At 45.3% G+C, this 20,461-nt stretch carries 12 protein-coding genes; 5 read left to right on the top strand and 7 right to left on the bottom strand.

The genetic code is table 11. The features are described 5' to 3' along the window. Positions 1-259: 259 nt before the first annotated feature. The 5 genes from HWQ58_RS15400 to rpsT all read right to left on the bottom strand — a co-directional run bounded on the left by HWQ58_RS15400 (position 260) and on the right by rpsT (position 11,781). The gene (locus HWQ58_RS15400) at positions 260-4,303 is read right to left on the bottom strand and encodes a DNA-directed RNA polymerase subunit beta'' (protein ID WP_292863962.1); all 4,044 of its coding nucleotides are present in this window, start codon (positions 4,301-4,303) and stop codon (positions 260-262) included. An 88-nt stretch (positions 4,304-4,391) separates the two neighbouring features. Next, positions 4,392-6,269: a DNA-directed RNA polymerase subunit gamma gene (locus tag HWQ58_RS15405; protein ID WP_292863965.1), complete on the bottom strand. Its 1,878-nt coding sequence runs from the start codon at positions 6,267-6,269 to the stop codon at positions 4,392-4,394. Positions 6,270-6,406: 137 nt separating this feature from the next. Continuing rightward, positions 6,407-9,706, bottom strand: a complete 3,300-nt coding sequence (rpoB, locus tag HWQ58_RS15410) for a DNA-directed RNA polymerase subunit beta (RefSeq protein WP_292775694.1) — start codon at positions 9,704-9,706, stop codon at positions 6,407-6,409. A gap of 896 nt (positions 9,707-10,602) precedes the next feature. Further along, a complete protein-coding gene (locus HWQ58_RS15415; RefSeq protein ID WP_292863968.1) occupies positions 10,603-11,400 on the bottom strand; it encodes a TatD family hydrolase in 798 nt (265 codons plus the stop codon). An 84-nt stretch (positions 11,401-11,484) separates the two neighbouring features. After that, positions 11,485-11,781, bottom strand: coding sequence for a 30S ribosomal protein S20 (gene rpsT / locus HWQ58_RS15420; RefSeq protein ID WP_292863971.1), 297 nt, complete (start codon positions 11,779-11,781; stop codon positions 11,485-11,487). Between the two features lie 716 nt (positions 11,782-12,497). Here rpsT and hisD point away from each other — a divergent pair. The 3 genes from hisD to HWQ58_RS15435 all read left to right on the top strand — a co-directional run bounded on the left by hisD (position 12,498) and on the right by HWQ58_RS15435 (position 14,824). Beyond that, positions 12,498-13,799 (top strand): histidinol dehydrogenase, encoded by a 1,302-nt coding sequence (gene hisD / locus HWQ58_RS15425; protein ID WP_292863974.1) that lies wholly within the window; start codon positions 12,498-12,500, stop codon positions 13,797-13,799. Between the two features lie 361 nt (positions 13,800-14,160). Continuing rightward, the gene (locus tag HWQ58_RS15430) at positions 14,161-14,586 is read left to right on the top strand and encodes a universal stress protein (RefSeq protein WP_292863977.1); all 426 of its coding nucleotides are present in this window, start codon (positions 14,161-14,163) and stop codon (positions 14,584-14,586) included. Between the two features lie 19 nt (positions 14,587-14,605). Beyond that, positions 14,606-14,824, top strand: a complete 219-nt coding sequence (locus HWQ58_RS15435; protein ID WP_292863980.1) for a hypothetical protein — start codon at positions 14,606-14,608, stop codon at positions 14,822-14,824. 194 nt (positions 14,825-15,018) lie between these two features. On the opposite strand, the gene HWQ58_RS15440 is transcribed toward HWQ58_RS15435, so the two are convergent. Then, the gene (locus HWQ58_RS15440) at positions 15,019-15,405 is read right to left on the bottom strand and encodes a hypothetical protein (protein ID WP_104909462.1); all 387 of its coding nucleotides are present in this window, start codon (positions 15,403-15,405) and stop codon (positions 15,019-15,021) included. 213 nt (positions 15,406-15,618) lie between these two features. Between HWQ58_RS15440 and hslO the strand changes: the two genes are divergently transcribed. Continuing rightward, positions 15,619-16,518: an Hsp33 family molecular chaperone HslO gene (hslO, locus tag HWQ58_RS15445; protein ID WP_292864025.1), complete on the top strand. Its 900-nt coding sequence runs from the start codon at positions 15,619-15,621 to the stop codon at positions 16,516-16,518. Between the two features lie 160 nt (positions 16,519-16,678). Then, on the top strand, positions 16,679-18,766 hold the full coding sequence (locus HWQ58_RS15450; RefSeq protein ID WP_292863983.1) for a chromosome segregation ATPase: 2,088 nt from the start codon (positions 16,679-16,681) through the stop codon (positions 18,764-18,766). 701 nt (positions 18,767-19,467) lie between these two features. Here HWQ58_RS15450 and HWQ58_RS15455 read toward each other — a convergent pair. Further along, positions 19,468-20,334, bottom strand: a complete 867-nt coding sequence (locus HWQ58_RS15455; RefSeq protein ID WP_292863985.1) for an NAD(P)-dependent oxidoreductase — start codon at positions 20,332-20,334, stop codon at positions 19,468-19,470. Positions 20,335-20,461 lie beyond the last annotated feature (127 nt).

Here is a 20,461-nt window from a genome sequence, read left to right on the forward strand (position 1 = left end):
GAAGGCAATATATTTTGGTAGCTTTATCTGTAGCCAGCTTTTAGAGAATTGGTATTAATTGACAAGTTTTTACAGCAGCTGTTCAATCAGATTTACACTTATAAAACTTAATTTTCTTCTAATGATCGGGGAGGGGAAAAACTGAAGCTAGCGTGCCTCTTGACAAGGGGCACGCTAGCACGAGTAAGGTACTTTGGTTATTGGTAGTTGAGCAGACTCGATATTACCTTTTACCTTTTAGACGCGAAATTTCAAGTCTCTATTCGTCGTCGAAATCATCTTCGTCGTCTTCCTCTTCTTCCTCGTAATCGTCATCGTCTACTACTTCGTCAGCAATTAATTCATCTTCTTCATCTAGAATTGACCTTTCTGCACGTCTGCTGCCAAAGCCAGATTCCCCAAGAGTAGGAGAATCTAAATTATAGGTGCGAGCTGTGCGATCGTCTAAGACCATATCTAGGGGATCATCAACTTCATCTAACACACTACTGGTAATTTCAGCAGCATAGTCATCGATCGCTCCTGGTTCTTCATAGGTATTGTATCCAGTACCAGCCGGAATCAATCGCCCGATAATCACGTTTTCCTTTAATCCGCGCAGCCAGTCAGATTTGCCTTCGATAGCGGCTTCGGTAAGTACCCGTGTTGTCTCTTGGAAGGACGCGGCGGAAATAAAGCTGTCGGTGTTCAACGATGCTTTGGTGATCCCCAACAATACCGGGGTATATTGTGCCCTCGCACCGCCTGTAATTGCCATAGCTTCATTCACCTGCTCAACTTGGCGCAGTTCCACCAATTCGCCGGGAAGCATTGTGGTGTCACCACCATCATCAATCCTGACTTTGTTGGTCATCTGGCGAACAATCACTTCAATGTGCTTATCGGAAATATCAATCCCTTGAGACTGGTACACCATTTGCACTTCATTCACCAAGAATGTCTGTACCTTCTGTAAAGCAAGGCTAGCACAAGCATAGATTCCATCTTCGGAACCCAGGCTAAAGAAGATTTCCAAAATTTCGTGGGGATTAGATGGGCCATCAGTTAACGGTTGTCCCGCTAATACCATTGAGCCATCTGGCACAATCAAATTTTGTCCTGGCCCCAGAGGATAATCTGTCACCACGCCATTTGATTCTACGACCTTAATAGCGATCGCTTCATCACCATCACCGTAAACTACTTTAACTTCTCCGCCCCGCCGACATAAGATGCACGCTTCTTTCGGTTTACGAGCTTCAAGTAGTTCCTCAATCCGGGGCAAACCTTGAATGATATCTCCGGTTTTGGCGCGTTCAAACACCAGCAACACCAAGTTATCACCCCGTTGTACCAAATCACCGTCTTCTATTTGTAACACAGCACCAGGACTGACTCGATAAGGGCGACCGATACGGGTAGTAATAACGTAGTTTTTAGTACTTAAGGCTGATTCCCCACCAGATGCAGCAGCGACACTTTTAATATCCACTACTTGCCCTGATTCTGGGGCAAAAACTCCAGGAGCAACTTCTGTACCTTCTACTAGCAAGTCACCCACTTTTACCTTTGGCTGAGTACTAGTATCAATGGGAAGCCTGTCAGCGTCGCGCAACACCAAACAGCGACGCACGTTTTCGGTTCCTTTTTGAACACCTCGTACTTCCCCGCCTTCTTTACACAAGATTTGGGTACGTGCGACTACAGAACCTGGAGCGATGGTTAGCCCATCGTGTACCTCAAGTGTCGTCTGGGTACTACCTTGGGTGGCATCGGCGGTAATATCTCGACGAATTACCAAGGATTCCAAAATTACCAGTTGTAAACGTTGAACTTCTGGGTCTTCGGTATCCTCTACTAATTCAATATCTGCTGCAAGGGGTGAAGCATTATGGTCTTGTTCCCCTTCTTGCTCAATTTCCAGCACTAGCTGGGTTCGCAGCAGTTCCACACCTTCAACAGATTTGACGCGTTCTGAATCTTTATAAGGTAATCGCTGCACCGCTCTTAATTGAATCGATCGCCCGGTTTGTTGACTTACCGATGTAGTTGATGGCACATCTGGATTATCAGGGACGGCAAACTCAACTACTGGACGGCTTAACAGGGCGGGTCCTTCTGGTGTCTCTACATACTGGATATAACGCAATTCCGTGGCGACGTTGCCTTGGAATTCTTCACCTGGTTGGATAAAGGTATTATCTCGCCCGATAACTGATTCGGGATCGTCCACCATCAGCAGTTCCCCTGGCTTCACGACCACTTCCCGCAGGATGTCGTTTTTCTGGGTCACTTCTACCACACCACTGTTTTGGCAGAAGATATCCTTCACTACTTCGCTGCCAGCTTCGACAAACTGACCGTCTTCCACCAACAGTAAGGAGATATCTTTATTAACTTCGTGGCTTTCTTCGGGAATCCACAATAGTGTACCGCCCTGCACGACTTCATAACCCAGCTTGGCTTTGCCCTTTTTCTGGACTTCGACACCCGCGAATTTCAGGAATCCACCAGTAGTTGTGCGATAGCGGTCATCAATTAACTCAGCTACTACTTGACCATTTTGCACTTTTGTACCTGGTGTAGCCCGGAGGTTAAATACCTGGTTGTTGCCAGTAGAAACTAAGTAATTATTGCGACCTTGAGAACTTTGGACTGTCACTGTTGCTTGGTCTAAGACTACAGAAGCTGTGATAATCTCAATTTCCCTGGTACTCTTACCTGGAGTAGCTTCTGGCAACCGCACTACACCACCGTGCAAACTGGTTAACTTGGTTTCTGCTAAAACTCCATTAGAAGCGATCGCATCACCATTTTTCACCACCAATTCTGCACCAGGCGGCAAGTTGTAAACTTCCCCAGACAAAATCCAAATCAAACCACCTCGTGCGGCTGTGGTTGTGGTATTACCCTGACGGTCAGTTTTTTGTTCTGGAACAACTTCGGCAAATTGCACTTCCCCTGCCAAGTCAGAAGCAACATCTTTAACGGCTTTTTCTGTATTAGTCCGAGTTGTGCGTCCACCGAGGGCAACCTCTGCCAACAACTGACCTTGTTTTACCTGATTTCCATCAAATACATATAGTGTTGAACCTTGGGTAAGATGAACTTCCTGGTTCTCTGGGGTGACATCACCTACTTTTGTTGGCTCCAAAAGCATGATGCCATTAGCCTCAACATAGAGCGCATCTTCTCCGTGACGGGTACGATATGTTCTGGTTTTCAGTTTGCGGGGAAGCTTAACAGTTCCATCGATTTTAGAACGCACTTGTTGCGCCACTTCCCCAGTAAACACACCACCCGTGTGGAATGTCCGCATGGTTAACTGAGTACCAGGTTCGCCGATACTTTGGGCGGCAATAATTCCCACAGCTTCGCCCAAATCTACCATCTTGGCGTGGGCTAAACTCCAGCCGTAGCAGTGTTGACAGACAGAACGTGCGGCTTCACAAGTTAGGGGCGATCGCACCACAACTTCTCCCACCCCAGATTTTTCAATTTTCTTGGCCAAATCCTCAGAAATTGGGGTATTACGTGCTGCAATCACTTCTTTTGTCACCGGATGCACCACATCTTCACCAATTACCCGTCCCATCAAGCGGGTTGCTAGAGGAATCAAGGTTTTGGCCCCTTCTGTCATTGGTTGAATGTTAAGACCCCTAGTGGTGCCGCAGTCAAATTCCCGAATAATTACATCCTGGGATACGTCCACCAAACGGCGGGTGAGATAACCAGAGTCAGCCGTTCGCAACGCAGTATCCACCAATCCTTTTCTGGCACCGTAAGACGAAATAATGTATTCCGTCACAGTCAGTCCTTCACGGAAGTTGGTTTTGATGGGCAAATCGATAATTTCCCCTTGAGGATCTGCCATCAGTCCCCGCATCCCTACCAATTGCCGCACTTGAGAGATGTTACCCCGCGCTCCGGAGAATGCCATCATGTATACAGAGTTCAGGGGATTAGTCTTCTTGAAGTGAACTACTACTTCATCTTTCAAAGCTTCACTAGTACCGTTCCAGGTATCGATTACCTTTTGGAAGCGTTCTACTTCCGTGATTTCTCCCCGTTGGTAACGGGTTTCAGTGGCGCGAATTTCTTCTTCGGCTGCTTCTAAGAGCAATCGTTTAGTTGGAGGCACCATCAAGTCATCTACACTGATAGAAACCCCTGCCTTAGTAGCATAGCGAAATCCCAAATCTTTCAATTTGTCAGCCATTACTGCGGTTCGCGCTGTACCATAATACGTAAAGGCCCAAGAAATTAATTTTTGCAGTTGACTTTTGTTAACTACGCGATTGCGAAAAATCATTTTTTCAGTCATTGGTCATTAGTCCTTGGTCATTAGTCATTAGTCATCAGTCATCAGTCATTTGTCATGATTCATAGGACAAAGGACAAAGGACAAATGACTAGCTTGCAAGTGCTTCCTGAATAGCGTTATTGTAAATAACGCGACCAGGAGTTGTGTAAATATACTGGGAAATTACATTGCCTTTAGCGTCTTGTCTGACTCGACGGAACTTATAGAGTAATGTCCGGGTACCATCCTCGTTTTCCGTCACTTTCACGGGTTCTGTATCCGGTTGGTCTGATTCTATTTCACCGTCAAACCGCACATAGATATAGGCGTGCAAGTCAATTTGCTCTTGCTGGAAAGCCATAATTACATCCTCTAGCGAAGAAAAGTACTTTCCTGCGCCTTTTGTCGCACCGGGATTTTCTGCTGTTAAGTAATACGCTCCCAATACCATATCTTGGCTGGGTGTGATGATGGGTTTACCTGTGGCTGGTGACAAAATATTGTTAGAAGCCAACATCAACAACCGCGCTTCAGCCTGACTTTCTAACGACAGCGGGACGTGTACCGCCATTTGGTCGCCGTCAAAGTCGGCATTAAATGCTGGACACACCAGAGGATGAAGTTGAATCGCTCTACCTTCTACTAAAATCGGTTCAAAAGACTGAATACCCAAGCGGTGCAACGTTGGTGCCCGATTTAGCATCACAGGGTGTCCTTCAATCACCTCTTCCAGCACATCCCAAACACTGGGATCATTGCGGGATATCAGCTTTTTCGCAGCTTTGATGTTATTTACCATACCGCTACGAATCAGGCGGTTAATCACAAATGGTTGAAATAGCTCAATTGCCATTTCTCTAGGCAAACCGCACTGGTGAATTTTCAGCTTTGGCCCAACCACAATTACCGAACGTCCAGAGTAGTCAACCCGTTTACCTAACAAGTTTTGTCGGAAACGTCCTTGCTTACCCTCAATAATGTCGGACAAAGATTTCAGGGGTCGGTTATTTGCCCCTACTACAGTGCGCCCCCGACGACCATTGTCAATCAAAGCGTCCACTGCTTCTTGGAGCATCCGCTTTTCATTCCGCACAATAATTTCTGGTGCCAAAATTTCTTGCAAGCGTGCCAAACGATTGTTGCGGTTAATTACCCGCCGATACAAATCATTTAAATCACTGGTGGCAAACCGTCCGCCATCTAGCTGCACCATTGGGCGCAAGTCGGGGGGAATCACAGGAATAACTGCCATTACCATCCACTCTGGTTTGGAACCAGTGGCGATAAAGTTGTCAATCACCCGCAGTCGCTTAATTAGCTTGGCCCGCTTTTGTCCCTTGGCGTTGCCAATTTCTTCCCGTAGGCTTTCCGCTTCTTGTTCTAAATTAATATCGGCAAGCAAGCGCAGCAATGCTTCAGCACCAATACCTACCTCTACACCTTGCAGCTGAGAATCTTCGCTATAAATTTGGTCTTCTATTTCCAACCACTGGTCTTCACTCAGTAGTTGTTTGTAAGTTAAGGTTTCGGCATTACCTGGACTCAGGACAACATAAGAGTTGAAATAAACAATCTGCTCGACATCCCGCAAGGGCATATCTAACAGGATGGAAATATAGCTAGGAATGCCTTTGAGATACCAAACGTGAGCTACTGGTGCAGCGAGTTTAATATAGCCCATGCGGTGGCGACGCACCCGTGACTCGGTGACTTCTACCCCACAGCGCTCACAGACAATGCCTCTGTGACGAACTCTTTTATACTTACCACAATGGCATTCCCAATCTTTCGCGGGGCCAAAGATTCGCTCACAAAACAAGCCATCCATCTCTGGCTTGAGAGTTCGGTAGTTAATCGTCTCTGGCTTGGTAACTTCACCGACTACTTGACCATTGGGCAATGTTCTTTCACCCCACTGCCGAATGCGTTCAGGAGAAGCCAAGCCGATTTTTACGTAGTCAAACTGATTAGTTTGGGCAGGTCTCATACTTAAGTGCTGAGTTTCGAGTTATGAGTTTTGAGTATATTTAGTTTTAAGGTTTGAATTAAGAGAGATCCAAGTGCTAAATGCCAATTACTGAGTTTTTGAATACTCAGCACTCAGCACTCAGCACTCAGCACTCCTTATTCGTCATCTTCCAGCGATTCGCGAGAAAGAGATTCATAAGTTGGTCGAGGAGGTGTGCGACGGGCTGATTGGTCTGCCATCAAATCGACTTCCACGTCTAGGGAACTGCCGTCTGCTTGGGTCTCTACCTTGTGTACGGCAATGTCTAACCCCAATGATTGCAACTCGCGCATTAGCACCTTAAAGGATTCTGGAGTTCCAGGCCGAGGAATTGCCTTACCTTTAACGATCGCATTTAACGCTTCATTCCGTCCTTGCATATCGTCAGATTTAACTGTGAGCAATTCCTGTAAGGTGTAAGCGGCACCAAAGGCTTCCAATGCCCACACTTCCATTTCTCCAAACCGCTGACCACCTTGTTGTGCTTTACCACCCAAGGGTTGCTGAGTCACTAGGGAGTATGGGCCTGTAGAACGGGCGTGGATCTTATCATCCACCAAATGCACCAGTTTCAGCATATAAGCCACACCGATGGTAATTGCTCGGTCAAAGGGTTCACCTGTACGACCGTCATACACCATGATTTTGCCTGGGTTATCTGGGTTATATACCCAGTCTTTCCCTGTTTCGTCCCGTGCTTCTTGCAATTTGCCATGCACGATTCGGCGAGATGACTCTTCACCGTACATTTCATCAAAGGGAGTAATCTTAAATCGTACTCCCAAGGTCTGACCAGCCCAACCCAACAGACATTCAAATACTTGTCCGACGTTCATCCGACTGGGTACACCCAAGGGGTTAAGTACAATGTCCACTGGTGAACCATCGGGCAAATAAGGCATATCTTCTGCTGGTAATATCCGAGAAATAATCCCTTTATTACCGTGGCGGCCTGCCATTTTGTCCCCAACTTGGATTTTGCGTTTTTGGGCAACATACACTCGGACTACCATATTGGCTCCCGGTGGTAGTTCATCGCCTTGTTCACGAGTAAACAAGCGCACATCAACTACGCGACCTTTCTCACCGTTTGGGACTCGCAGGGAATTGTCCCGCACATCCCGTGCTTTCTCACCGAAAATCGCCCGCAACAGTTTTTCTTCTGGCGGTTGGTCAGATTCACCTTTGGGTGTGACTTTTCCTACCAAGATATCACCAGCTTCTACCCACGCCCCAATACGAATGATTCCTTGTTCATCCAACTGACGCAATGCATCTTCCCCGACGTTGGGAATTTCTCTGGTGATTTCTTCTGGCCCCAGTTTGGTTTGTCTGGCTTCAATTTCATATTTTTCAATGTGAATTGAGGTGTAGACATCATCCTGCACCAGTCTTTCAGAAATTAAAATTGCGTCTTCGTAGTTGTAGCCTTCCCAAGGCATATAGGCAACAACGATATTTTGTCCTAGCGCCAATTCACCGCCTTCGGTGGAGGAGCCATCAGCCAATACCTGACCAGCAACAACCCGTTCACCAATGCGGACGAGAGGTTTCTGATTTAAACACGTGTCTTGGTTAGAACGTTGGTACTTGGAAAGGGTGTACTTAATTTCTGGGGTATTAGGTTTAGGACGGACGCGAATTTCTGTAGCATCCACATAAGTGACATCGCCATCGGTACGCGATACAACCACCATCCCGGAGTCTCTTGCTCCTTGCGCTTCTAAACCTGTACCTACCAGAGGACGTTCTGGTTTGAGCAGGGGTACTGCTTGCCTTTGCATGTTCGATCCCATCAGCGCTCGGTTAGCGTCATCATGCTCCAAGAAGGGAATCATGCTGGTTGCTACCGACACAATTTGTACGGGAGATACTGCTACGTAGTCAACCTGTTCTGGTGTTGTTGTGGAAAATTCTTGGCGATAGCGGACTGGCACTTGTGGCCCAATAATGTGCCCTGTTTCATCTACAGGAATATCTCCCGGAGCAACCCGCAGGTCATCTTCTTCATCGGCTGTCATATAGGCTGGAGGCAGATCAAATCTGACTCGCCCATTTTCCACAGGTCTAAATGGTGTTTCTAAGAACCCATACAGGTTAACCCGCGCATGGGTTGCCAAGGAGCCAATCAATCCAGCGTTGGGGCCTTCTGGTGTCTCAATCGGGCAAATGCGTCCATAGTGACTAGGATGAATATCTCGCACTGCAAATCCAGCGCGTTCGCGGGTTAAACCACCAGGACCAAGGGCACTCAGACGACGTTTGTGGGTCAGTTCTGCTAGAGGATTTGTTTGATCCATGAACTGACTTAACTGGCTGGAACCAAAAAATTCTTTAATTGCTGCTACTAGTGGTTTGGGGTTTACCAAGGAAGCGGGGGTCAGGACTTCGGCATCGGATACGGTCATCCGTTCCCGAATAATTCTCTCTAAGCGATTTAAGCCCACCCGCACTTGGTTTTGCAGCAATTCACCGACGCTTCTCACCCGCCGATTTCCTAAGTGGTCAATGTCATCAATGTTACCAATGTCATACTCTAGGTTGATCAGGTAATCCACGGCTGCCAAGATATCTCCGGCAGTCAAGACGCGCATTGTGTCTGGGACAGAAAGGCGCAATTTTTTGTTGAGCTTGTATCGTCCGACGCGACCAAGGTCATAACGTTTCGGGTCAAAGAAACGGGAGTCTAGGAGTTGTTGTCCACCTAAGACTGTGGGTGGTTCACCAGGACGCAGTTTGCGATATAACTCCATTAGGGCTTCTTCTTCAGAGAATTGCCCTTCTTTTTCGATGGTTTTTTGGAAATATTCGGGGTGGCGTAAAGCGTCAAAGATTTCGTTGTCTGACAAACCTAAAGCTTTTAGAAGTACCTGCGCTGAGAGTTTGCGGGTTTTGTCGATGCGTACCCACACCAAATCGTTACGGTCTGTTTCAAATTTCAGCCATGCTCCCCGGTTGGGAATTAAGCTAGCCGAATAAGTACGTCGCCCGTTTTTGTCGATTTCTGATTTGTAATAAACCCCTGGCGATCGCACTATTTGGTTGACAATTACCCGCTCGGCTCCGTTAATAATAAACGTGCCGCGATCGGTCATCAAAGGCAAATCTCCAATGAATACCTCTTGCTCTTTGATTTCCCCGGTTTCTTTATTAATTAGACGTGTGGGAACATACATTTGGACAGCATAGGTACTATCGCGCCGTTTAGCTTCTTCGACGCTGTACTTTGGCTCCTTGAGTTTGTAGTTATGACCCAAAAAGTGCAGTTCTAATTTACCCGTATAATCTGTAATAGGACTAAAGGAGTTCAGTTCTTCTATCAGCCCTTCTTCTAAAAACCAGCGAAAGCTTGACCGCTGGATTTCAATCAAGTCGGGCAACAGAAAGGCGGGTTCCATATATGTTTCTTTAGTCATGCCTCTTCCTTTGTCAACCTGGTACAATTTTCCCTTGGACACTGCTGTTTGACACTTCCCACTGCTAGCCAGTGTCCTTAGCTGTTTGGGAACTTTTTCTTACACACTGGTGATTTACATCTGTGGGCAAACGCAGCGATTAAATCTGGCTGGAATGAGCAATTTTCACAAGGAAAATTGCCCTTAATAGGGACTAAGTTAATGGGTACTGGCTACTGGGCACTAGGGGAGCATGGGAAAAATTGCTGAAAGTCTTTCCCCTCTGCATCTCATGCCCAATGGAGCCATTCGCTTTTCCTGTCAAACACGCTACGCATAGCTTGCTTAAGAGTAGGGGCAAAAGTCGGCAAAGCCGCCCAACACGCTGGCTCCCCAATGCCCATTTCAAATAGAATATCCAGTTAAAATATTCCTGAATTTGATTTACTTTTTTCACTTCCCCTCCAAAAAGCGCGTTAATTTGCTGACGCAGCTCCACACAGTGTGTTTTAAATCCACCCCGCTATTGATAGTCTCAGTGATATTTTAGATATCCTAAGACTGAGGGAATGATCCGCACCTTGTCGATTTTGAATCAGAATCACTTCATTTTGCTGGATTGTACTCACAAGGCAATTTTTGTTTAACGATTTTGAATAGGTTCAATACAAACTAAACCGATGTTGTGCAAAAGGCTAGCTCAATTTAGGTTGGCACAGTTAGTCATCTGGGGAGGGCATCCGCTTGTAGAGATTTTGAGGATGGCTAAGCCATAACAGCATGGAAATCAGGATGAGAAGTTTTATGTTCCTTCCTTTATCATTATGGCGCAAGCAAAATGTTTTTGAGGGAATAATACTAGCATATTTTTGTCCCCCTATAAGTTTATTCTTTTTTACACAACTTAACAAAAGATACTAGGACACACTTAATATTGACAAACCGAATAATTCACAGGCATTTTGGGTGGTTTGATGGGCGATCGCCTCTACCGTTTCATGACGCAGTTTAGCTACTTGTTCAGCTACATAAAGTACGTAGGCAGGCTCGTTGCGCCTCTCGCCCCGTTTCGGAACTGGAGCCAGAAATGGGCAGTCTGTTTCAATCAGTAGGCGATCGCTACTTACCATTGCAGCGGAGGATTGGATTGCTTTGGCATTTTTAAACGTTACCGTACCGCTAAAGCTTATATAAAAGCCTAAATCCAAAAACCATTGAGTTTCTTCAGGTGTTCCTCCCCAGCAATGCATCACACCTCGCACTGTTTCTCCTTTGAGTTGCCGCCATTTTTGCAACACTTCTTTGGTTGCCACAGCAGCATCACGGCAGTGGATAATCACTGGTAAGTTTAGTTCAGATGCGATCGCCAACTGGGACTCGAACACCATATACTGTTGCTCATAGTTATCAGCTTTATAAAAATCCAGCCCCATTTCCCCAATTGCTACCACATTTGAGTCAGAACTCGCTAAAGTTTTGATTTTCTCGGCTGTCTCGCTATTCCATTTATCAGCATCTAAAGGATGTAATCCTACAGCAAAACTAATTTCAGGAAACTCTTGGGCTATGGATTGAATACTGGAAAACTCCTCCGGGTGAACACAGGAATGCACTAAACGCACTACACCTGCTTCTTGCCACCGCGATCGCACTGTCGCTAAATCCGGCTGGAAACTATCAAAGTTAAGATGTACATGAGTGTCTATTAGTTGCATCTTTTGTCCTTTGTTGTTTGTCCTTCGTGATTTGTCGTTTGTTTTGTTACCAATGACTAATGACTAAGGACAAATGACCAATGACTATTCAGCTGTTTGTGTGAGGGGTTTTAGTCTGTGAGCCAATCTTGACTTTTTCCTTGCCCCATTGTTTGGGTGAAGAACACCTCGTTTGATCGCCTTATCAATTTTGCCGTAAGCCTCGGATAACCGAGCCTGCGCTTCTTGTTTTAATTCTGGGCTAGGATTAGCTGTATAAGCAGCTACAGCTAAGAGGTATTTCTTCATCAGCGTCTTGACTGCTGATTTGTAAGATTTATTACGCAGTCGGTTACGTTCTGCGATTTGGGCACGCTTGAGAGCAGACTTTGTATTCGCCACAGTCAATTCCAAAAATACGATTATTAATTATGTACACACACTACTAGACTTACTAATATAGCATCCAAATTGCCAATGTTATAATTTACTAAATAAATTATGGGATTAGGTATTGGGCATGAATGAAAATCAATAGTCTCTACTAGCCAATTCAATATTTTGTCGATTTAGGAAATGCGTTAAAATAAAATACATCTAAATAACTGTCACCCTAACTGATCACAACCTGATTAAGCAATGTGATTGCCAATAAATATAATTTGTCCGTAAACCAGATGTATTATTTAAAAGCAGGAACTGTAAAGATCTAAATCTCAGGGATTCTCAAGTATAGAACCGATATATCGTCCTGTACACACATTAACTAGTAAAAGTTAGGGAAATAAGTAAAAATTATACTCAGACCCTAACCCCTGTAAATTCAGGGGATTGGATGTGTAAACATACCATCTGCACCCCACAAGGATTGAAGGAAAGGGTGTAAGGGGAGTGGGAAATGGCACACCTGCTTCCTGCCACTAGCCAATCAAGGCTTGTCGGATTGAGCAATTAAGTCGCCTTCTCAAGCAAACTATACGCTGGTAGCCTTGAGAGTATCAAAAAAATCCAGGTTAAGCTAGAGAAGAGAATTAGAGTCAGCTTGCACACCCCAGTGGGTCAAGAGCAATACTAAATCTCAGGTGGCAATATTATAATTTTGGCATTGTCCTTACTCCATGCTGCGAATTATTACTCAGCAGGCAGACGTTAGAGCAGAACTACAACGGATCTGCGAGCGCACCCATGACGAACAGGTACTTCACAAAGAAGCAACGGTGCGGGAAATTTTGCAAGCAGTGAAGCGCCAAGGCGACAAAGCTGTATTGCATTACACGGACGAATTTGACAAACAAACGCTCAAAGCAGAAGAACTCCGAGTTACAGGCTCGGAACTAGATGCAGCCTATCAGCAGGTATCAAAGGAGTTGTTGGGCGCAGTTCGGCGAGCTTGCCGCCAAATTGAAGCGTTTCATCGTCAGCGAGTACCAAAAAGCTGGGTACACTTTGGTGACGATGAAGTAGTACTGGGCAAACGCTACACGCCTGTAGACCGAGCCGGGTTGTATGTGCCTGGTGGCCGTGCCGCCTATCCCAGTACAGTGCTAATGAATGCAATTCCGGCTCATGTTGCTGCTGTACCCCACGTGGTGATGGTAACACCACCAGGGCCAGGGGGTGCTATTAACCCAGCAGTCTTGGTAGCTGCCCAAGAAGCAGGGGTGCAAGAAATTTATCGCATTGGGGGCGCACAAGCGATCGCCGCTTTAGCTTATGGTACAGAAACGATTCCGAAAGTGAATGTGATTACTGGGCCTGGTAACATTTATGTCACCCTAGCGAAAAAACTTGTCTATGGCACCGTCGGTATTGATTCTTTGGCAGGCCCCAGCGAAGTGCTGGTGATTGCCGACGAAACCGCAAATCCAGTACATGTAGCTGCTGACTTGCTGGCCCAAGCCGAACACGATCCAATGGCGGCAGCAATTTTGCTGACCACAGATGCTGCTTTGGCGAAAAACGTACAATTAGCTTTGGAAAGACAGCTAGTGGATCATCCACGGCGAATAGACACAGAAAAAGCGATCGCTCACTACGGCTTGATTATCGTTGTGGAATCGCTCCAAGCCGCAGCAGAACTCTCAAATGAATTTGCCCCCGAACACCTGGAATTAGAAGTCAAAGACCCTTGGGCACTCCTACCACAGATTCGCCACGCTGGGGCAATCTTTTTGGGTTACTCAACACCAGAAGCTGTAGGAGATTATTTGGCAGGCCCTAATCATACCTTGCCAACTTCTGGTGCTGCCCGCTATGCTTCGGCATTGAGTGTTGAAACTTTCCTTAAACACTCCAGTATTATTCAATACTCCCAAACTGCATTGCAAAATGTGGCTGGTGCCATAGATGTGCTAGCAACAGCAGAAGGTTTACCTTCTCACGCTGATTCGGTACGACGCCGAATTCAACAAGAAGAGTGATTTGGAATGCTTAATTTTTTCTGATAACTCAAAATTTGGATAGCGATACCTACGGTAAGCTATGCTAAAGCACGCCATTTACTATCCTAACTTGAATCACCCTTTAAGCGTCCACAAGTCGGGCATTGCCGACTGTAGTTTCTGGGAGAGGTTTTCTTCTCCCAGAAACTTGTGAAAAGCTTCTCCAGAAAAGTTGCTACAACCCGTTAGCATGAAAGTGGTGTAAAACTAGCTGACCTATGGCGTAGCCTTAAATATATAAACTAAGTTGTCAGATAAAAAATTAGTTTAGTGTCATTGCCGACTAATTTTGCTAGATACTTATGTATGTAAGGGGTCTACTCTTTAGGAGACGAGAGCAGTGCTAAATAGTGTTTTGGTAGCTCTGGACGGTTCGGATATTTCAGAACGAGTAATTCAAGCTTTAGATTATTTGGTGTTTTCAAAAGACGCCAAGGTTATTCTGTGTCATGTGTTTCTCACACCAGAGTCAGAAATGGAACTACCTGCCGATCGCCCTCAACCAGAGTCCCCAACGTTTTCTTATTTTCATATTGAAAAGCAACTGCAATTATATCAGGAAAAGTTATCAGCCAAAAGTGAGTTAGAGTTAGTAACTGGCGATCCCGCTGAAGAGATTATTCGTCTTGCCAATATTTATAAAACTGACTTGATCGTAATTGGCAGTCGGGGCTTGATGGGGATGAAACGAATTGTTCAGGGTTCTGTTAGCAGTCAAGTTGTGGAAGAAGCTAATTGTTCAGTGTTGGTCGTAAAACCAAGGTAAAGATTTGCAAGGGGAAGCAATGGCTATAACCACCCCAAAATTAACCTTTGAAGAATACCTGAAATATGATGATAGCACTGATACCCGCTATAAATTAGACTTCTTGCATAAATCAAAAAAAGAACCCCACCCCGCCTTTGACTTACGTCAAAGTCTCCCCTCGCCGCCTGCGGGGAGGAACTGGGGGTGGGGTGTTAGGGGACTTTTACAAGAGGTCTATTGGTCAAGGGAAAACTAATTCCCATGAGTCTAGAAAGTCGTTAGATAAATTACTTTTAAACCGCAGAGACACAGAGGAGGACACTTGCATGAGCGGGTTTCCCTACTTGAGCAAAGTGTCCGTGGCGTAGAGAGAAAAAAGAGATTTTTCTAATTACCTTGAAAGAGCTAGCCATAGAGACAAGGAAAATCCCTTTTCTACGTTCAGTCAATTCAACGTTCTGGAGTTGCTAAAAACTGACGCAAGCTCAACAAGCTGAGTGTTTGACCCAAATTCAAGGGCAAAATTGAAATTCCTTCCAAGCGGGACTGTACCCAACCTTCTCCCCAGTACCATTCGTGGAAGCCGTCAATGCCTCCACTGAGTACTAAGCGGAGGCAGTTGGATTTGACAACGTTTACTTGATGATGAATCGCGACTGGCCCAGTCCAGGTTGTAAACTGAAATCCGGGAAGCAGTTCTTCTGGCATTCCTGGCGCAAAACGTTGACCTAAAAGCCATTTTTTTAGTTGCACGGGATGCAGCAGACTGTCACGAATTGCATCTGTTGATGCTTCGATTTCAATCCGCAGTTGGCTTTGTTGAAAATTACCCAGCATTTTTCTCGGATTACCTAAAGATAAGACATCGCTATTTCTAATATTGCAAATAGTTTTTGTCATTAGTCATCAGTCCTTTGTCCTTTGCAAATAACTAATGACTAATGACCAATGACAGCCGTTTATTTGCGTAACACCCGACTACGTTACTTTTCTTGCAGCAGAGAACTTAGAATAGAAAAAGTGAACTTGTTAAGAAATGTAAGGTTATTCATGGCGGATCAGTTAATTCGTGCAACAGCAGCCGAAGGTGGAATTCGTGCCGTAGGTGCGATCGCCACACGTTTAACAGAAGAAGCACGGCAGCGTCATCAGCTTTCTTATGTAGCAACGGCAGCACTGGGTCGGACTATGACGGCGGGCTTGTTAATGGCTTCTAGTATGAAGCGGACTGGATCGAGGGTGAATATCCGCGTTAAGGGCGATGGGCCTTTGGGTGGCATATTAGTAGATGCAGGGTTAGATGGTACGGTACGCGGATATGTTGGGAATTCATCTGTAGAATTGCCTCCCAACCCCAAAGGTAAATTAGATGTTGGTGGTGCTGTGGGTAGCGGCTACCTCTACGTTGTGCGAGATATCGGTTATGGTTATCCTTACTCTAGTACGGTAGAACTAGTTTCTGGCGAAATTGGTGATGATGTAGCTCATTATCTGGTGAATTCCGAACAAACACCTTCGGCTTTAGTTTTAGGTGTGTTCGTGGGAGCAGCAGGAGTAACTGCTGCTGGAGGGTTACTGATACAAATATTGCCCAAAGCCGCCAGAGACGAAGCCTTAGTAGAAACGTTGGAATCACGGGTTGCTGGTCTAGCAGGATTTACGCCATTGTTGCAAGCTGGGAAAACGTTACCTGAAATCTTTGGTGACTTATTGGGAGACATGGGGTTGGAAATCTTTTCCGAACGCCAAATGTTGCGCTTCCACTGTGGTTGCTCTTTTGATCGCGTTTTGGGGGCACTGAAGATTTTGGGAGAAGCTGAACTGCAAGATATGATTATTAAGGATGATGGTGCTGAAGCAACTTGCGACTTTTGCGGCAACGTCTACCAGGCAAGTAGCGATCAGTTAGCTCAACTAATTTCCGATTTGCAAGCCGAATCTGCTGTTTGAGAATAAAGTATAAAATAGCACTGATTTTTAAGATTGATCATGGTACTCTGTGGAGAGAGATAATCAAAAAAGTAGCTTTTTAATGACGAGAAAGTTACTATGTCAACAATGGAATTATCAACCTAAAACAGAGCGCTATTCAATTATTTTGGTGTGAGAGATGACAGAGCGGGATATTCCAGACAGTTGGTCAAGAGCCAGTGGAAGAAAGCCAGATCAAAGCCAAAGATTATCCCGAACAGAACAATTCGGTGAAACTCAGCCATTTGATGTCCCAGCTACTGGTTCTACCTCCAAGTCAGTGAAGCGGCGAAAAAAAAACCATACGAAAGGATTACCTATAAATAGTAATTCAGAAGAAACTGCCCAACTCAGTAGTACTTCTGGGAAATGGCCACGCTGGATGAAAAGCTGGACATTGTGGCTAGTACTACTAATGTTGATTCCCAGCAGTGTAGGATTCTTGGCAATGGCAATGCTGCTAAAGTTGCCAACTGCCCCTAATTGCCCATCGATTTTCTGGCCGCTAGCTAGTGCTTCTGTGCGGCTACATTGCGCTCAGTTAGCGGCTTCTAAGCAAACAGTGAACGACCTATTACAAGCGATCGCTCTGGTGAAGCAACTACCACAAAATCACCCGTTGCATGGAGAAATCGATCGTTTCATCGAGGAATGGTCGCGGGATATTTTGAAGCTAGCTGATCAAAGTTTCCAAACAGGGAATTTAGAGGAAGCGATCGCTACTGCTCGTAAGATACCCGAAGATTTAGTAGCTTATAAATTAGTCAATGAGCAAATTGACAAATGGCAGTCAATTTGGTCAAAGGCTGAAGCCACATACAACGGTGCGATCGCCGAAGTAAAAGAACGACGCTGGCAATCGGCGTTCATGTTATCCGCTAAAATGCTACGTGTAGACAATCAATTCTGGGCGGGTACTAAATACGACCAATTGAATCGTCTCATTGCCACAGCGCGAGAAGATGGCGATAAGTTAGGAAAAGCCGAAAGTTTAGCAAACAGCAAAGTAGTCGATAACATACTAGAAGCGATCAAGTTAGCCGAGTCGATTGGGCAGGAAAGTTACATTTACCAAAAAGCTCAGGAAGCGATTCCGGCATTTGGACGCAAAATGCTGGAATTGGCACAGGCAAAACTAGACAAGCAGGATGCGGATGAAGCGCTGAATATTGCTAGGGAAATACCGGAAAGTGCGAAACTGCAAGGCGAAACTGATGACTTTATTGCCATAGCAGATGCCAAAAGGAGTGCTTGGATCGGTAATGTTTCTGGTTTAGAGGCAGCGATCGCTCAAGCACAACAAATCGATCCTTCCAGACCAGTGTATAACGAAGCACAGCAACTAATTGTTCGTTGGCAGTTGGAAATTGAAGATGTTGCTCATCTGGAAAAAGCAAGAATATTGGCTAGCCAGGGAACAGTCCCGAATTTAACAGCAGCGATCGCCCAAGTACAGCTTATTCCTGCGAGTAACCCTAGAGGCGCAGAAGCTAGACAAGAGATAGGTCGCTGGAACGCCCAAGTGGAGACAATTGAAGACCAACCTTACTTAGACCGCGCCGAACAGATCGCAATATTCGAGGATATTAACTCCTTGCAAGCTGCGATCGCCCAGGCCAGCGAAATTCGTAGAGGTCGTGCACTATATCCAGAAGCACGGAAAAAAATTCGTACTTGGGTAAGAAAGATTGAGCGAATTCAAGACCAACCTTACTTAGATCAAGCACAAGAATTGGCCCAGAGTGGAAATCTCACCGCCGCCATTAGCACAGCTCAACAAATTGCTTCATCGGGAAGGGCGCTTTCACAAGAAGCACAAGCTGCGATCAATGACTGGGAAGGGCAAATCCGCACTAGAGAAAACTGGAAAAAAGCCCAGGAAGTGGGGGTGGCTGGCACTCCAGAAGCCTTGGTTGAGGCAATACGACTGGCGGATCGAGTTTCAAACAATAGCATCTTACGTATGGATGCAAATCAGGCTATTGACCAATGGAGTCAGCAATTGTTAGAAATAGCACGCACTCAAGGTCAGTCTGATATTGCTAGAGGCATTGACATTGCCAAATCAGTTCCACGCGGTAGTGCTGCTTACAGTGCAGCGCAAGAGCAAATTAAGACTTGGCAGGAATTTCTCAATCCTCAACCTGAACCTCAGCCTTCGTCTGTGCCTCAGCCTCAGCCTGAATCTTTGCCATTTCCCCGATCGACTACTATTAATGGTCAGTAATAAGCTAATCGTCATTCATTTTTCCAGAATGATTCGCTCGTAGTCAAGGCTACCCTACGGGAACGCTTCGCGAACAGCCCTGCTTTTATGCAACTTAAATGCCGATTAGCTTATCCTTTTAACGATTACGATTCAGTTAAAACCTTTTGATTGAGCATTTTCAAAAGCATATCAGGAATGCCAGGGTGTAGGAATAAGCTTTCTTCAATGTGTCTGAATTTACAAAATTTTTCAAGTGTCAACTTACAAGCAGGGCGGTTATCAACCGCCCTTTTAACGTTAAGTTAAAAAAAATTGTAGTTGGGTTAAGCAAAGTGCAACCCAACAAAGCTACAGAAATGTTGGGTTTCGTTCCTCAACCTAACCTATACAGTTTAAAACTTTTGGCGCTAACTGAACCTTATTGGGTTATCAACCGCCCTTTTAACATTAAGCTGACACCAATGTATATTTGTACACTCTACAAAAATTTATCGTAAATTCAAGGGTTTAAGACCCCTATATCTATATGTAGCGCGGAGCTTCGGACAACTCCGCCTCCAAATCATTTTCAGTCGGGGTTTAAATGGAACGTAGTTGCCACAACGCTCTTAAAGAGCGCATCGCCCTTGGCGTCTCCCCGCAGGAGTTGGCACTTCTCAACTCTTAGAGACGCACTCGCGTTCGTCTGAAATGTCTAAAATGTTTGAATGCGTGAATTGTTAATCTCCCCATTCCTTAATGACTGAAAATAGTGATGAGTAATCATCATCAACAAATGACATTTTCACAGCTGTTTGCAAGATTTGCCGCACTCCTTTAATACTGCTAAGATCCAAATTCCGAGATTTCGCTTCTGAGATAAATAATTCCGTATCTTTAAGCAAGTGTTTTGTGGGGAAATTGGGATCGGCATAATTGCCATCTAGCATCCGTTGTAGCTTTTTGTCAAAGGTAGGTGCATAGAGTGGACTGTCGCGCAAGATTTGCATAAACACATCGACATCGACACCTTGACGCTGGATAAAAGCTAGACTCAGAGCAAAGCTAGTTGTTAGAGAAGCTATTAGTTGATTTAGTGCCAATTTAAGCGCCGCCGCAGTTCCTACTGGGCCGATAAGTAAAGGTTCTTTCCCAAAATTTTGGAGTAACTTCAAGTGGCGTTCGTATTGTTCTGGCTCGGCCCCTACCATAACACTCAACTTGCCAGCTTTTGCTTCTGGAATACTCCCTAATACAGGTGCTTCTAAATACTCACCCCCACCAGCAACAACTGCATCTCTAATTTCCTGGCTTTCTGTGGGTGTAATAGTTCCCATTTGGATAATTGTGCGTCCTTCCAGAGTTTGCCAAGCAGTATCTGAAAGCAACACATTATAAATGGCCGGGGCATTAGTCAGCATGAGAATTACACACTCAGCAGCACGAATGGCGTGGCGGGGATGTGTAGCAATTTCAGCCCCAGCTGCTTGTAGTGGTGCTAATTTTTCTGGGGTACGATTGTAGGCAACTAGCTGTATATCTGCGGCTAATAACCTTTGAGCCATTGGTAGTCCCATCAGTCCAGTTCCCAGAAATGCCACCTTCATTTTTCACGTTCCTTTAATACAGCGTTACCGATAGCGAGTCTTTGAGGATCGCAGTTCATCGGACATCGCGTTTGCATTGTTTGATTCAAATTAGCTGGCAAGTAGTTATTTGAGATTTAAGATATAA

The sequence above is a fragment of the Nostoc sp. LPT genome (assembly GCF_017115165.1).
Taxonomy (GTDB): domain Bacteria; phylum Cyanobacteriota; class Cyanobacteriia; order Cyanobacteriales; family Nostocaceae; genus Nostoc.

What these genes read in the sequence shown, in the direction of transcription:
- HWQ58_RS15400 (WP_292863962.1), bottom strand. Translation starts at nt 4,303, where the DNA reads ATGACTGAAAAAATGATTTTTCGCAATCGCGTAGTTAACAAAAGTCAA.
- HWQ58_RS15405 (WP_292863965.1), bottom strand. Translation starts at nt 6,269, where the DNA reads ATGAGACCTGCCCAAACTAATCAGTTTGACTACGTAAAAATCGGCTTG.
- rpoB (WP_292775694.1), bottom strand. Translation starts at nt 9,706, where the DNA reads ATGACTAAAGAAACATATATGGAACCCGCCTTTCTGTTGCCCGACTTG.
- HWQ58_RS15415 (WP_292863968.1), bottom strand. Translation starts at nt 11,400, where the DNA reads ATGCAACTAATAGACACTCATGTACATCTTAACTTTGATAGTTTCCAG.
- hisD (WP_292863974.1), top strand. Translation starts at nt 12,498, where the DNA reads ATGCTGCGAATTATTACTCAGCAGGCAGACGTTAGAGCAGAACTACAA.
- HWQ58_RS15435 (WP_292863980.1), top strand. Translation starts at nt 14,606, where the DNA reads ATGGCTATAACCACCCCAAAATTAACCTTTGAAGAATACCTGAAATAT.
- HWQ58_RS15440 (WP_104909462.1), bottom strand. Translation starts at nt 15,405, where the DNA reads ATGCTGGGTAATTTTCAACAAAGCCAACTGCGGATTGAAATCGAAGCA.
- hslO (WP_292864025.1), top strand. Translation starts at nt 15,619, where the DNA reads ATGGCGGATCAGTTAATTCGTGCAACAGCAGCCGAAGGTGGAATTCGT.
- HWQ58_RS15450 (WP_292863983.1), top strand. Translation starts at nt 16,679, where the DNA reads ATGACAGAGCGGGATATTCCAGACAGTTGGTCAAGAGCCAGTGGAAGA.
- HWQ58_RS15455 (WP_292863985.1), bottom strand. Translation starts at nt 20,334, where the DNA reads ATGAAGGTGGCATTTCTGGGAACTGGACTGATGGGACTACCAATGGCT.